At 53.6% G+C, this 14,412-nt stretch carries 11 protein-coding genes; 9 read left to right on the top strand and 2 right to left on the bottom strand.

Annotated elements, in window-relative coordinates; all coding sequences use genetic code 11:
- From C5F53_RS17905 to C5F53_RS17945, 9 genes are all read left to right on the top strand, one after another.
- On the top strand, window positions 1-875 hold an 875-nt coding region (locus C5F53_RS17905; RefSeq protein ID WP_105262770.1), incomplete at its 5' end, for an SDR family oxidoreductase.
- A gap of 66 nt (window positions 876-941) precedes the next feature.
- Window positions 942-1,406 (top strand): MarR family winged helix-turn-helix transcriptional regulator, encoded by a 465-nt coding sequence (locus tag C5F53_RS17910; RefSeq protein WP_105262771.1) that lies wholly within the window; start codon window positions 942-944, stop codon window positions 1,404-1,406.
- Window positions 1,407-1,657: 251 nt separating this feature from the next.
- Entirely contained in the window at window positions 1,658-2,128 is a 471-nt protein-coding gene (locus C5F53_RS17915; RefSeq protein WP_105262772.1) for a (2Fe-2S)-binding protein, read from the top strand.
- Window positions 2,128-4,338: a molybdopterin cofactor-binding domain-containing protein gene (locus C5F53_RS17920; protein WP_105262773.1), complete on the top strand. Its 2,211-nt coding sequence runs from the start codon at window positions 2,128-2,130 to the stop codon at window positions 4,336-4,338. The genes C5F53_RS17915 and C5F53_RS17920 overlap by 1 nt, the downstream gene beginning before the upstream one ends.
- A 530-nt stretch (window positions 4,339-4,868) precedes the next feature.
- The gene (locus tag C5F53_RS17925) at window positions 4,869-5,984 is read left to right on the top strand and encodes a porin (RefSeq protein ID WP_105262774.1); all 1,116 of its coding nucleotides are present in this window, start codon (window positions 4,869-4,871) and stop codon (window positions 5,982-5,984) included.
- Between the two features lie 11 nt (window positions 5,985-5,995).
- Window positions 5,996-6,406: a hypothetical protein gene (locus tag C5F53_RS17930; RefSeq protein WP_236635432.1), complete on the top strand. Its 411-nt coding sequence runs from the start codon at window positions 5,996-5,998 to the stop codon at window positions 6,404-6,406.
- A 125-nt stretch (window positions 6,407-6,531) separates the two neighbouring features.
- The gene (locus C5F53_RS17935) at window positions 6,532-8,076 is read left to right on the top strand and encodes a methyl-accepting chemotaxis protein (protein WP_105262775.1); all 1,545 of its coding nucleotides are present in this window, start codon (window positions 6,532-6,534) and stop codon (window positions 8,074-8,076) included.
- Between the two features lie 167 nt (window positions 8,077-8,243).
- Window positions 8,244-8,540, top strand: coding sequence for an integration host factor subunit beta (locus C5F53_RS17940; RefSeq protein WP_105262776.1), 297 nt, complete (start codon window positions 8,244-8,246; stop codon window positions 8,538-8,540).
- 194 nt (window positions 8,541-8,734) lie between these two features.
- Window positions 8,735-10,210, top strand: coding sequence for a hypothetical protein (locus tag C5F53_RS17945; RefSeq protein WP_236635433.1), 1,476 nt, complete (start codon window positions 8,735-8,737; stop codon window positions 10,208-10,210).
- Between the two features lie 178 nt (window positions 10,211-10,388).
- On the opposite strand, the gene C5F53_RS17950 is transcribed toward C5F53_RS17945, so the two are convergent.
- Together C5F53_RS17950 and C5F53_RS17955 are read right to left on the bottom strand one after the other, a co-directional pair.
- Window positions 10,389-11,480, bottom strand: coding sequence for a hypothetical protein (locus tag C5F53_RS17950; RefSeq protein WP_236635434.1), 1,092 nt, complete (start codon window positions 11,478-11,480; stop codon window positions 10,389-10,391).
- Between the two features lie 120 nt (window positions 11,481-11,600).
- Window positions 11,601-14,411, bottom strand: a complete 2,811-nt coding sequence (locus C5F53_RS17955; RefSeq protein ID WP_105262779.1) for an ATP-binding protein — start codon at window positions 14,409-14,411, stop codon at window positions 11,601-11,603.
- Window position 14,412: the final 1 nt, after the last annotated feature.

Raw genomic sequence — 14,412 nt, forward strand, 5'->3', positions numbered from 1 at the left:
TCACCGGAGCCTCAGGCCATCTCGGTCAACGTGTCCTCTGCCACCTGATCGACACGCTGAAGGTTTCCCCTCAACAGGTCATCGCAACCACGCGCAAGCCCGACAGTCTTGCCGCCTGGGCAGCACGCGGTGTCGATGTACGGGCGGCGGACTTCGACAACGAAGCGTCGCTCGTTCGCGCATTCCAGGGTGCCGGCAGGGTGTTGTTAATCAGCACAGATGCCGATGCGTCCGGTCAACGTGTGCAACAACATCAACGCGCTATTGCAGCCGCTGAGAACTCCGGCGTTGAGCATCTGATCTATACCTCAATGCCCGATCCGCAGCGTTCCCTCGTTCTGTTCGCTCCCGACCACGCAGAGACAGAGGCTGCGCTGAGTGCGAGTCAACTCAGTAGTTGGACGGTGCTGCGCAATCATTGGTACTTTGAGAACCTCCAAATGCTTTTACCCAGTGTTATGGAGCGTGGTGGCAAGTGGTTCAGTGCCGCTGGTGATGGGAAAGTCGCCGATATCGCGCGCGATGACTTGGCGCTGGCTGCGGCGCACGAACTTGCTAACCCATCTCCGGGCAAGACTACCTATACGATCAGTGGCGCCCAGGCGTTTACCGCCGCGGAGCAGGCTCAGCAGCTCAGCTCGGCAATCGGCAAACCCATTCAGTTCATCCCCGTATCCCCCGAAGATCTCCTTCGCGGCATGATCAGAGGGGGGGTACCCGAGCACTTTGCTCAGCTGCTGGCATCCTTTGATGCGAACGTGGCTGCCGGTCAGATGGGCCACGTCAGCGCAGACTTCGAGAAGATCACTGGACGCAAACCACAACCGTTCGCAGATTGGTTGGCAGCTAATCGGGCCGCGCTCTCCGGCAGCTGAGCGGATTACACCTAAATTGCCAGCTTTACAAGTTGCTTATTCAATTTGATGGGAAGGGGGGGGGGAATGCGACGTACAAAGGCGGACAAGTTTACCGATTTAGTTTTGACCGTATTCAGGGTTCATGGCGTGCTTATCGACTGGGGAGATGATTTCGCAGCCCAAGAGGAACTGAGCAGCGCCCGCTGGCAAATGCTGGGTGCACTTGCGCTCGCAGATCACCCACTGACCACACCTCAGATCGCAGCCCGCATGGGTGTTACCCGACAGGGTGCCCAGAAGCAACTCAATTTACTCGCCGAATCAGGTTTGGTTGAAACACGTCCTAACCCTGTTCATAAGCGATCTCCACTTTATGTCTTGACCGCGGCTGGTCGAGCCAAGTTTGGTGCCATAGACACACGTTGGAAGAAGTATGCGTCTCGAACTGCAGCTCTTTTCTCCGCTTCTGATCTGGATAGGGCCAGCGAAGTTCTCAACATCTTGGCTGAGGTGACAGCAGCGGCCAAAACGGGAGGAACTGATGAATAGAACTTATTCACTTTTGATGTCCGCGAAATTTAGTTTTCACAAAGATCAAATTCAGCATTTACCAGCCGCTCCGCTTCATCAGACACACGAAGAACGCCGCTGCTGCTGCTGGCAGTCTCTGAACATTTACCTAGTCCCGCGCGCCATCTATCGATTTTCACCTTCGTTGCGAATTCCTAGCGGTGGGTCAAAGTCATTATTTTCGCGCAAAACTATGCGGGAAAAACACCCAAGAATCACACGAGGCCATCATGGACCAGTATCGTCTGACAGTAAATAACAGAACAGTCTCTGTACCAGCGTGGGACGGCACCATGCCACTACTCTACGCCTTGCGAAATGAACTTCACCTAACGGCCACCAAGTTTGGTTGTGGACTAGGGCAATGCGGTGCATGCACGGTGTTAATCGACGGCCAGCCAACACGCTCTTGCCTAATCAGCCTGTCCAACGCTGTCGGCAAACGGATCACTACAAATGAGGGGCTTGGTACGCCTAGCGCCCCCCACCCCGTACAAGCGGCCTTTATCGCAGAGCAGGCAGCTCAATGCGGCTACTGCACAAACGGTATGGTGATGACATCAGTCGCCCTGCTAATGAGCCACCCCCATGCAACCCGCGAACAAGCACAGGACGCACTGTCAGGCAACCTGTGCCGCTGTGGTTCTCACGAGCGTGTACTGAAGGCTGTTGCCCGAGTTGCAAACAAGAGAGGAACGTAATGGACAACTCTCGGCGCAACATATTGAAGGGATGCTTCTGCTTTGTAGCATTTTCTATGCTGGGCTTTGAGAAGCCGACATTGGCGCAACAAATCCCACGCGGGACGCTATCTTTAAATCGGGTTGATTCTTTTCTCGCATTGCGTCCGGATGGATCATTGATCATTTACTCCGGCAAAGTGGATCTCGGAACGGGGCACCGCATCGCAATGCGTCAGATGGTCGGTGAAGAGTTATCTCTGCCGGTCGCTCGCATCGACCTCGTGGAAGGCGACACAGCGCTTACACCCAACCAAGGACCTACTGTCGGCAGTACCGGTGTTATGCGAGGAGGCATCGAGTTACGTCTGGCAGCAGCCACATTGCGCGAGGAAATTCTGGCATTGGCCAGTAAACGACTGGGGGCAAACGCGTCATCGATGGAATTGCGCGATGGCCTGGTGTTCGCCGCCGATGGCCGGATACTCACTATTGCGGAACTCACAGTTACAGCTCCAGGCGAATTTTTTCCCTTGAAGCTGATGGTAAACAAAAACGCAGCGCTGAAGCTCACAAAAGATTACGTGCTTGTTGGTAAATCGCTGCCCCGTCCGGATGTACCGGCCAAAGTCACCGGCCAGCATGTATTCCTGCAAGACTTCACCTTGCCCAGTATGCTCCATGCGCGCGTATTGCGGCCACCGGCAATGAACGCAGCGCTAATGTCAATCAACGAACCCTCGATTGGGCATTTGCCGAATACGCGGGTGCTGCGGATTAACAACTTCCTCGCTGTTATCGCCGTCGACGAATGGGCAGCAATTCGTGCAGCCCGTGAACTCAAGACACAGTGGAGTGAGGGCGATGAACTCGTCATCCACGAGGATGTGCCCAAGTGGGTGCGGGCAGGCCCATTCATCGCAGAGGAAACATTGTTTGAGAAGGGCAATGTAGAACGGCAGGACACACTTCGGTCGGACTCTCAAAGACACCAAGCTACCTACTACTGGCCTATGCAATCTCACGGATCGATTGGCCCGTCGTGCTCGGTAGCGGACGTGAAAGCGGACTCAGCCACCATATGGACGTCTTCGCAAGCTAGCCATCGACTCATAGCCCCTTGTGCCGCAGCCCTAGGCATGCCGGCCTCGAATATTCGCATTGTTTACATCGATGGCGCAGGCTGCTACGGTATGAACGGCCATGACGATGCAAGCATTGAAGCCGCCATGATCTCGCAGGCGCTCGGGCGTCCGGTACGTGTGCAATGGAGCCGCCAAGACGAGCTGGGATGGGATCCCAAGGGCCCCCCGCAGCTCCTCGAGCTCAGCGCCAACCTAACCTCTGATGGACATATTGACACTTGGTCTACAGAGATGTGGTTTCCACGCGCTACGGCTCAGCTTCCATGGATTCCATTGCTTAGTCCGCAAGCTGCCGGATTGCCACAGCCGCGAGGGTTAGCTACTGGTCAAATCAGCCAAAATGGGAACCCACCCTACATCGCAAAATCCGTGCGGGTGCTCGCGCATTGGCTAGACAAGGCGCCATTGCGCCCAGCACATATCCGTGCACCGGGCAAGGTAGCAAACTGCTTCGCGGTTGAAAGCTTCGTCGATGAACTAGCTTCCCGTGCTCGCATCGACGCACTCGAATTTCGCCTGCGCGATCTAGAAGCCCCGCGTGGACGTGAGGTGCTTCAGCGACTGGCCTCTCTAATGAATTGGAAAATTCGTCCCTCTCCCGCACCTGACAGGAGAAAAACGCAAGTGCGCGGACGCGGCATGGCATACATCCACTACAAAGACAGCGAGGCTTTTGTAGCAGTGGGAATGGAGGTAGCGGTAGATCGTCGCAGCGGCATGATCCGTGTTGAACGTGTGGCATGTGTGCACGACTGTGGACTGATGATCAATCCTGACGCTGTACGCGCACAGGTCGAAGGCAATATTTTGCAGACTCTGTCGCGCACACTGCATGAGGAGACCACCTGCGACCGTGATCGTGTAACAAGCGTCGACTGGGCGAGCTACCCTCTGTTGCGCTTTCCAGAGGTCCCACAACTGGATATTGAGCTCTTACAGCGCTTGGACCATCCTCCAGTCGGGGCGGGGGAAGCTTCGTCGGCTCCAGTTCCAGCAGCTTTGGGGAACGCAGTATTCGATGCCACCGGAGTACGGGTTCGCAGCGTGCCATTTCTGGCCGCGCGCTTAAAGCTTTTACTTGCTTGAGTAAGAAATCATGGATCGTATAGAAATTACTCGCAGACAGTTTTCTTCAAATAATATTTGAAGAAGTTGTGCTCTTTTTTTGTGATGGCGTGCTCTTTTGTGCAGTCATCGGCAAGTCCTATTTTTTGAACTTGAAAAGATCTTTTTTTCTCACAAGGCGCCGAAGGGAGACTTCTATAAAAAATTCCGACAGGCAGTCAAAGCTACGTACAGACCTTTTTGTCCACTAGAGAAATGTCAGGCGAAAGTCCTAAAACACTGGGGTGATGCTCGCCCTCACCTCGCCGACCAATATCAATGTTGCGAGACGCGTACTTATGAAAATCAATCTTTCCGAATCGCATATTTTTATTGCGCATACCTACGACAAGGCATTGACTATGAAGTCCGAATGCGCAATTTACTGACACAGTAGTTATGTTGTTCATCGCTAGCTCCGTGCTCCTCAGTAGAGGTGGATATAAAAAAATCGTGGGGAGATCAATGTCAAAAGTACGTCACGTGTCAATAGATTAACCGAGGGCTTATTCATGAATCTGTCATTCAATGTCATAGCTGCACTTACATTTTCTGTATGCGCGTCCAGCGTCCAAGCTGAAACCCCACTGGGGGAATACATCACATTCAGTGGTTTCGGAACCTTGGGCTATGTCCAAACGGACTCCAATGAGGGCCAATTCAAACGGGAGCAGCAAGCTAGGGGAGCAACAACGAGTGGAACTGCGCTTGTAGACAGCAATTTGGGGCTTCAACTCACCGCAAGAGCCAATGACAAACTATCGTTCACCGTGCAAACGGTAACTCAACAAAGAACCGAGGAAGAGCTGACCACCAAACTTGACTGGGCCTTTGTAAAATTGGCGCCCTTGGAGGGTTTGGCAATACGCGCGGGCAGGTTCAATTTGCCCAATTTTCTGGTCTCCGACTCGCGAAAAGTGGGTTACGCCAATATTTGGCTTCGCCCGCCTAACGAGGTGTATGGCGTGGATGTTCTCAACGGCGGGCTGGACGGTGCTGATCTTAGTTATCGCTTGCCAGTAGCTGGCAATTCACTCACTATCACAGGCCTGCTGGGCAGCAGCTCCATCAACCGCCCCAGGAATTTTGCGGGCATTACTGAAGTCAAAAACGTCCAAGGTATCAACCTACTGTGGGATGGGGACTGGTACACCGTGCGGCTGGGACAAGTTCAGGGCTATGCACAACTGTCAGGGGACATTCTTAACCTGATGCCGGCAGGCCAAACAGAGGAGCTGTATGAGTTCACCGGGTTAGGTTTTTCGGTAGATCGTGCGAATGTGGTGTTACAAGCTGAGATGGTGCAACGCCGAGGCAAGTACCTCAATTCAGTCTTCGCGGCAGACGGCAGTTACCTGATGGCAGGCTACCGCTTCGGAAAATTTCTTCCATACATGATGCTGGCAGAAGTCAAACCTGCCGCCAGCGACGACGCACCACAAGACTCTATCGCCGTGGGCTTACGTTGGGACGCGTTCTCATCCGCTGCGCTCAAGTTTCAGCTCGAGCGTACTGACACAAAAGGCACGACCGGTCAAAGCTTTATTACCCCGGGTGATGTTCAACAGCAAACACCATTGACCAAATCGGTCAATGTCCTCAGTGTGTCACTGGATTTCGTGTTTTAAGGTGAAGAATCATGCTGAACAATCAAATTGTGCGCCATATCCTTACCGCTATTGTCTTGACCATGTTCGGTGCGACGTACGCAGCCGACATTGTTGTCATTGGTCACCCCAACGCGGTGGGTTTGACCAAAGATCAGGTCTCAGACATCTACACAGGCAAAAGTCAGGCATCAACGCCGCTGGATTTGCCGGAAACTGCCCCCATTCGCGCTGACTTCTATAAGCAGGCGACGGGCAAGGACTTGCCGCAGATCAAGGCATTATGGTCTCGGTTAACTTTTACCGGCAAAGGCCAACCGCCAAGAGAAGTAGCGGATGCAGCCGCTATGAAAAAGGCTGTGGCAGCCGATCCGAAGGCAATTGGCTATATCGAAAAATCGGCGGTAGATGGAAGCATTAAGGTCCTGCTTTCTATCGAATAGCACTTCACTCCTCAAATCGGCCAGGATATGGGCGCGCGCTGGAGCCGCAATGTAGTAGGTCGATCTCTACTTAGAGTGCGTCATATCTTGATATTTACGAAACAGGCTACCACGGGGTCAACACCATGAAATTTAGAACAAAAATTTGGATGCTCCCTGTCAGTGCCGCAACGGTATTCGTTATCGGTTGCGCCTGCAGCTACATCGTAGGCGCGAATACCTCAGCGACGTTGGGACACTTGCGTACACGAGATTACCCGGCACAGGAAACTGTGACAAGAATAGAACGTCACAATGAAAATTTCCGCAACTCTCTGCAGTCTGCCGCCATAGAAGGCGATGAGGCTCGGTTATCGGACGTGGAAGCACTAGGGGCCGCAACATTGGCTGAGATTGCCACACTGTCGAAGATTGATGGGCAAGAAACGCTGGCTGGACTACTACGTGATCAGGCTACTGCCTACCAATCAACCGCATTAAGTGCTACACGCGCTATGCTGGGCAAGAGAGAGCCAGGCAACCTACTGACCCAAATGCAGGCCCATATGACTGCGCTGGACAAGCAAATCAGCGCTGGCAAAGAGCAGACAATGCAAGCAGTGCGAAGTTCGGGAGATGCGGCAGACGCGGGCGTCCAGCGCGGTCTATGGGTCGTTATCGGCACTTGCTTGGCGGCACTGGCTGCCTTAGGAATCGCCTCCAAAGTTATTGTCACCTCAGTCTGGCGCGATTTGGGCGGCGAACCCACAGAACTCAATGATGCTATGCGCCGCATCGCGGAAGGTGATTTGTCCTCCAAAGCAACGGCAAATGGCTCAGAAGTGGACCCCAACTCGGTCAGTGCCGCTCTAGACGTGATGATCAGCCAGCTTCGAAAAACTGTGGGTACGATACGTCAAGCCACACAATCCATAACCCATGCCTCGCGTGAGATTGCTAGCGGCAACCTTGATTTAAGCAACCGTACGGAAAATGCTGCTTCAAACCTACAGCATGCAGCTAGCGCTATGGACGAACTAGCGAAAACTGTAGGCAACACAGCACAGTCTGCAGTTCAAGCGCGGAAGCTCGTAAGCTCTGCCGCTAACTTTGCCCAACGCGGTGGCAACATCATGTCGCAAGTTGTCTCCAATATGAACGAGATCAATGCCGCGTCACTCAAAATCAATGACATCATCGGCGTGATCGACGGAATTGCTTTCCAAACCAACATTTTGGCGCTGAACGCAGCCGTGGAAGCAGCACGTGCTGGTGAACAAGGGCGCGGCTTTGCAGTTGTTGCAGCTGAGGTACGCTCGCTGTCCGCACGTAGTGCCGAAGCCGCAAAGGAAATTAAGACGCTTATCGGAATGTCCAGTGCCAAAGTGGAGAACGGCTCCCAGCTAGTCGATGCTGCCGGTAACACAATGCAGGAGATTATGGCCAGTGTGGAGCATGTCACGCATGTCATCACGGAGATCAGCAACGCAACCACAGAGCAATCGTCAGGTATAGGCAGTGTCAGTCAGTCCGTCAGTCAGCTTGATCAGATGACTCAACAAAATGCTGCGTTGGTGGAGCAGTCCGCTGCTGCGGCTAGCAGCTTGAGCGAGCAAGCCCAAATCCTAGCCGGCGCTGTGGCAGTGTTCCGACTAGACTACGCCATCGCACATGCTCCGTCATCTTCATGAGCCACCGATGAAACCTGGAGAGTGTTCACAGTCGCAGGCCGTCCGTTCCCTGTCTGACTCCGATAAGAACCTACATCTAAAAACCGGCTCCCAGGCGATACAAAAGATAGCCTTTGAGAGCAATTTGATGCTTGCGACTAGGTAAGTTAAATTATTCTTCGAAGCAAATGAATCGATCAGACCTTGTTGAACTTCTCACCGCCCAATTCAGTCAATTCACGCAGCATGACATTGATTGCGCTGTCACAGCCATCCTGGATGAAATGACAAACGCAATGGTGCGCGAGCACCGCATAGAGCTGAGGGGATTTGGCAGCTTTTCGATCATGCACCGTGCCTCGCGTATGGGACGCAACCCGCGCAGTGGAGCTACTGTAGTTGTTCCAGCGAAAAAAGTGGTCCATTTCAAACCGGGCAAGGCATTGCGTGAGGCAGTCAATCCGCACTCTCACGAGAGGGCTTGACTCAAGACTTGACGAAGTTTTTAAGCCTAAGTGCCTGCACAAAGTCGACCTTCTGCAGTCGGGCTGTGACCTAGACTAGGACTCCTAGCGGTTATCCGCTCGCCAGTAGTGCTAAAGACAAGATTAATTTGTGCTCTCCGGCTTGGTGTCGGCCCATCACTGTACTGCGTCTGTGGGACGCATGAAAGTAAGCGGTGATATCCGGTTACTCTTTGGATATGAAGGGCAGCAAGCATCAAACCCATTTTTTAGCCATTTGGCAAAGAGCACTCGGCCTGGAAACACTCGCCGATCTGGAGGCGACAACAGTTGCACTCTGGGCAAAGCAACGAGGGCTTGTTGTTCTTGACGTCGTTGAACGCGATGTGGGAATTTTTCAAACCACTAGAGCTATCGTTCTGACAGTGGAAGGTGGTAAGGCTTGCCTACCAAAGATCTCCGCAACTGACGATCTGAAGTGGCGGGACACCAGGGCCAAAGCGGACCATCTCGCGCGCCTTTGGGAAAAAATGGAGTGGTTTTCACCACTCTGGATACCACAAGGGAAATACCAGGCACTACTTAAAGAGGCAGAGCATTGCTCGCGCGAGCGTGCCATCCAGTTGTTTGATTACCATTTTTCAACGGTCTACACACTTGCTTTTCAGGCGGTATGTATTGCTCAATTGCTCCCTTGTTCACGAAGCCTTGTCGGGTTCGTGCCACTTGCGCGGGAAGCGTACCTCGCCTTTTATAGCGGGTATCAGGCTTCAAGCATTGCAGCTTTGATTCCGGTTGTAGAAGGTGCTTTGAAGAGAATCATCGCCGACTCCCCGGATATACCGTTACCGGCGCAGATTGATCGAGTATTCGAGCGCGCTTGTGCTCGAGCAGCCCGACTGCACTTCGACGGAATGTGGGTGCCGTGCGAGTACCTGGGCGTCGACTATCTGTTCGGACAGGACGAACGCGTATTTGCGTTCGAAACATTCAAGCGGTGGTTGAAAGGCTCGTTCTTCCAAAATACCGACAAGTACGATGGTTCGACATGGCTGAACCGCCACTTGTTCGCGCACGGAACCTCATCGGATTGGCAGCAGTCAGCGAATTTTGAACGACTTGTTGTCGCGCTGGCAACGCTCGGTTTTATCGAATCTTGGCACGATGAGTCCAATCAGATATCACCATTTTTCCCTGATATGAATCAGGACAGCACGCTGCTTTGGCAACAAGCACTGTTCCGTGGCCAGATGCAGATGACCTTGAATCTCAATGAGCAAAAGCACTTTCAATCCCATGGACGACTGGTACCGGAACTCCCCACAGATGATGGAGTCATGTTGCGCGCTGCAATTCTTTCGAAGGATTGCATCCAAGATCTAGTCCGCCCATTGCGAAAGGCTGGGTGGAGCGTCAAGGTTGGTGAGCCAGATAAGCAGGCCCTGTACATCATTGTTGTTGCAACAAGTGGTGCTGAGCGATTAACAGTAGCGCTTCTCTATAGTTGCGGGACCGATAACGAACTCTATCGTGAGCTAGCAAGATCTGCCAACGTCATTCTCTATCGCGGCGCTCCCTATAACCAAGACCAATTTGCATATGACATCGACGTACATGTGGGCCCTGTGACTGGTTGGCAACCGCCATTTGCGCCAGGCCACAAATGGCTGATGAGGCTATTTCACCGCTGACTGACCTCCCGTTGCAGTCAAATTACAGGATTTCACAACGACTCCCCGGACTGCGTAAGCTGGAAATTACTGGCTGTCATTCCGCCAATTGCCGACCACCCTGCTTGTGCTGCCGGCCAGCGATTGGTATCTGCTGCGACGACATGTGATTTCAGGCCTCCGCACCGATTAGTTTGGACTACAGCCACCCTTCTTGTTCAGCTTTACGGCCTTTAGCCAACATGGCTTGGCAAAGTTCCTTCAACTCAACCGGCAAATCCGCTTTCAAAAGTAATCGCTGGATTAGTGAAAAATCATATGGATTGAGTGCCCAATTTTGAGTCGTTTCACCCAACTCCGCCAAACCCATGCGATGCGGCGCCCAGGACAGACCCTTTTCACGCCAAAGCTGCCCCACTGTGCAGGCGATATCTACGCCCGAAGGATCAGCATCCGCACTAACTTTCAACGGCACCGGTGCCAGGCTCAAGAGATGCCTAATGGTTCCAAGCCAGTCCCCAGACGGCCGGCCGGGTAACCAGGCCAGGAGTGTCCCCGGAGGGATGGCCTGCGATTGACGCTCAAAACTGGTCCAGTTTTCAATTAGCCACCAGTGATCTGGACTCCTCTCGATTGCAGTGGCTCTCAGCAGATCCTCCAACGGGATGGAAATGCAACGCACTGGCAATAAATCGACAACGCCCTGCTCCCATACAAGGGTTGCATCTCCCGCCAACCAAATGACTGGAATGAATTTTGTGATCCCAATATCTTCCAGATCAAAGTGTCTCTCTAACCACTTCCAGTCACCTGCACCAAGAGACTTCGTATGGTCACCAGCATGCAGCGCAAAGTCTCGACGGGTTCCCCGCATCTGCTCGTTATGCCAAGTAGCCAAAGACTCTAGTAGTCCCAGCCTGGTTGCCAAAACTTCGATCTTCAGCGCGCCGTCACTCCCAAGTTGACTGACTGCCAGTTCTATGGCTCCTCGGAGGTTTATATCAATGCGCTCACCAGAATCTCTAAGCCAGGTTCGAGCTTGCTCCATAACCTGAAGTTTTGCGTCTTCGCGTGTACTCCTGCTCCCCACGCCCAACAGAGATTTGAGGGAATCCAAATCACGCCAAGTGAGGCTCTCCCACTGCCAACTCCCCCCCTGCAGCTTCTCTTTCCGAGAAATCCATCCTTCGCGAAGAAGCCAGTCCGATAGCTCTTCCGCGCGCTCGATATTCGAAGAACCCGCATCTTTGAGCAAGGCATCGCGTCCACGCGTCAAGTTGTCCTTACGCACCCATGCAGCCAGAAGGTCGGTGCTCTCTCTCGATAAAAGGGATAGTGCTTTGGGTGGCTCATGTGACGCGCAACGCTGCCGCACTCCTCGCCGAATAGAAGTATCCAGCCAATTCATAAATCAATGCGTTGCAGCACGACGCTGAAGCACCCCAATGGGTGGGGCCCACCGCGCGCCGGGTAACTTCTTGGACGTCACCAGAGTCACGTCCGCAGGCTCAAACACTTCTACGTTGTGAGTAATTGGCGTGGTCAGAACGTATTGCGCACGGGTTGACTTCAGGAAATGTCCAACTAACTGAATATTACGCACGTCCAGATGCGCAAAAGGCTCGTCGATGAAAACGAAGCCGCCGGAGTTGTCATCATCCTTGAGCAGTCCGACCAGGAGGATCAACGATTTGATCACCTGTTGCCCACCCGACGCCTCGCCGTCATTGAGTCCAATCTGCCCCTTGCCATCGAAATTAAAATTCACCTTCAATTCAGCCTGACGCAAAACAGTGTCGTCATTGTCCAGATGCGGTAGATCTGCACTAACCTCTACCCCGGCCAACTGACCAAGCTCCACAATGTTCTTTCGGTAGCGCCGAATCGTGGATCGCAGCACATCGATATACCGCTCACGGGCATTACCCACCGCTGCACGCGCGGCTTCGTTGCTGGCTTCACGCTGCTGGAGCTGCAGTTTCTGGACATTGACGCTTCCAACCATCAGCGTATGTCGTTCCTCCACCGAGGCATCCATTTCCCAGGCCCCCTGCTCCAACTCACGCTTGATCGCATCACCACGCAAACGTGCTTGCGTAGCGTTGGAAAATTGCGCCCGCAGGCCTTGCACGATGTCGCTCCTGATCCATCGGACCGGGAACTGAGATTTTTTCGCCCGACTCCGCGTCGATCTTTCGCTGAGCTCTGTTCGTCGCCCATTCCAATCCCGTTCATATTTAGCCGCAGCAGACTCGTTATCCCTGAGACGCGTTTGAGTGACGTTGTAATCTGCCTGAAGACCTCGCTCTTTCGCCGTCGCCGTTTGGAAATCGCGGTCCAGCTGGGTCCATCTAGCGCCAGCGGCAATACGCGCCTGTCGCACTTGCGGCAATTGCCGACGCGCTTGCTCAAATTCATCACCACGACGGACCAACTCCTCCGCAGCACGATGTCCTTTGGTCGCGTCTTGCGCAGCTTTCAATTGGCGCTGATTTTCGGATTGCGCTGTCGCAACCAATTGAAGTTTTCCATCCAAATCGGCCAGTCGGCGCTGCAAAGACTCTCTCCGTGCACCAATGGCTGCAGCACCAAATTGATAGTGCTCAGGGTCAACCCATACACTTCGACCACCTCGGCCATCACGCCAGTACGCCAACGGGGTAATCCACTCCCCGCCAACCTGACCACCTTCAGCAGTGTTCTCCACCCGGCGAATCTGACCTAGTTGCTTGATCAACCAAGAGGGGGCTGTTTCGGAAATTTTCAGCACCGCCAATAAACTGTGTGAAGCAGGAGTTGCGGGGGCTCGGACTGCATCGGTCACCACATAGTGGCGATATCTCTCACGCTCGGCAAACGCCAGCGCACGCGCTTCATCTCCGCTATTTTTAAGTATCACGACCCATCGCGATCCGCGCAGAACTCCTTCGGCAGCAGCGCGCCAATGGGGATCCGTGATATCTACGATGTCCGCCAACAGATGATGCTCTATGCCCTCAGCACGAAGGACACGTCGAAAACGGGTGACGTCCTCCGGCGGAGGTGCTTGACGCTCGTTCTGAAGTTTGTCCAGCGCGCCCTGAGCAGACCGCCTATCGCCACTCTGGGTATGCCACTGCTCCTCCAAGGAACTCTTGCGTGCTTCCAGCTCTTTGATTCGATCGGCAAGCTGATCTGAGTTGCTCTCGACTTTGGCCAACTCATGCAACTCTTCGGCCTCTTTTGCTATCTTTTCTACCGGCTTTTCGTGCGCAGTAGCCTCGTTAAGCGCCGCCATCGCAATCTGACGATCCACATCCAACTGTCTAACGTCGCCGCCAGCTCCCTGCAATTCCTGCGAAAGTTTCAAGAGCTTCTGCCGATCTTCCTTCTGCTGTCGCGTGCTCGCTGCATGCTGCAACCGCTGGCGATGCAGTTCCTGGAGCTTGATCGCCAATTCTTTGCGCTCCTCACTCCACTCCAGGACAGGAATCACTTCGGTCCAAAGTTTTTCTTGTTCTCTGAGCTTGTCTTGGTATTGTCGGTAGAGATTGACCCGCGCGTCCAATTGAGCCAGCTGAGCTTCCGCGTGAGCAAGGTCACGCTTTGAGGTCTCGACTTCGCTATCTACATCACTCTGGTGTTTGCGGGCCTCCTCATAGCGGTCAAGTACCTCTTGGTCGCCAAACACATCAAATACCAGTCGCAGTAGCTCTTTTGGCGAGTATTCACAGAGTCGGTCTGTTTGCCCCTGCTCTAAGGCCAATACCCTGGCGATGGCTCTACTGAGGCCAGCTCCTTCAAGCCGACGGCGCCAATGTTCAATTCCAAGCCAATCTTTCTCCGGCATTTGCACCAGAGTTTCGATCGAGACGTCGCCCTCCACCATGCAATAGCGACGCTGCCAATCTCCGCCGTTACGTTCGATGCGACAAACCAGTGTGACCTGGTCGGTGTAAAGAAGACAACGCGCAAACGGACGGTTAGATGCTTGCCTGCCCGTAGAGCGATTGTCTACCGTGGCTCGCAGCCAGGCAGAGTCAGCATTGGCGTGGCGCGCATAGGTTTTGTAACTACGCCCACCGGAGCAATCAAGGCCCAACAGTGTCCGCATGGCGTCCAGCAGAGTGGTTTTACCGGAACCGTTGGGGCCTGCAACGGTGATGATCGTGCCATCAAGGGGCAAAGTCAGCCGTTGGCAATAGTCCCAGTGAAGCAATTCAAGAGATTGGAGATGGAACATG

Source organism: Rhodoferax sp. TS-BS-61-7 (assembly GCF_002943465.1).
GTDB lineage: Bacteria > Pseudomonadota > Gammaproteobacteria > Burkholderiales > Burkholderiaceae_C > Allorhodoferax.

Bases quoted from the DNA above. Each gene is read 5' to 3' on its own strand.
- C5F53_RS17925 (WP_105262774.1), top strand. From the start codon at position 4,869: ATGAATCTGTCATTCAATGTCATAGCTGCACTTACATTTTCTGTATGC.
- C5F53_RS17915 (WP_105262772.1), top strand. From the start codon at position 1,658: ATGGACCAGTATCGTCTGACAGTAAATAACAGAACAGTCTCTGTACCA.
- C5F53_RS17910 (WP_105262771.1), top strand. From the start codon at position 942: ATGCGACGTACAAAGGCGGACAAGTTTACCGATTTAGTTTTGACCGTA.
- C5F53_RS17920 (WP_105262773.1), top strand. From the start codon at position 2,128: ATGGACAACTCTCGGCGCAACATATTGAAGGGATGCTTCTGCTTTGTA.
- C5F53_RS17935 (WP_105262775.1), top strand. From the start codon at position 6,532: ATGAAATTTAGAACAAAAATTTGGATGCTCCCTGTCAGTGCCGCAACG.
- C5F53_RS17930 (WP_236635432.1), top strand. From the start codon at position 5,996: ATGCTGAACAATCAAATTGTGCGCCATATCCTTACCGCTATTGTCTTG.
- C5F53_RS17955 (WP_105262779.1), bottom strand. From the start codon at position 14,411: ATGTTCCATCTCCAATCTCTTGAATTGCTTCACTGGGACTATTGCCAA.
- C5F53_RS17940 (WP_105262776.1), top strand. From the start codon at position 8,244: ATGAATCGATCAGACCTTGTTGAACTTCTCACCGCCCAATTCAGTCAA.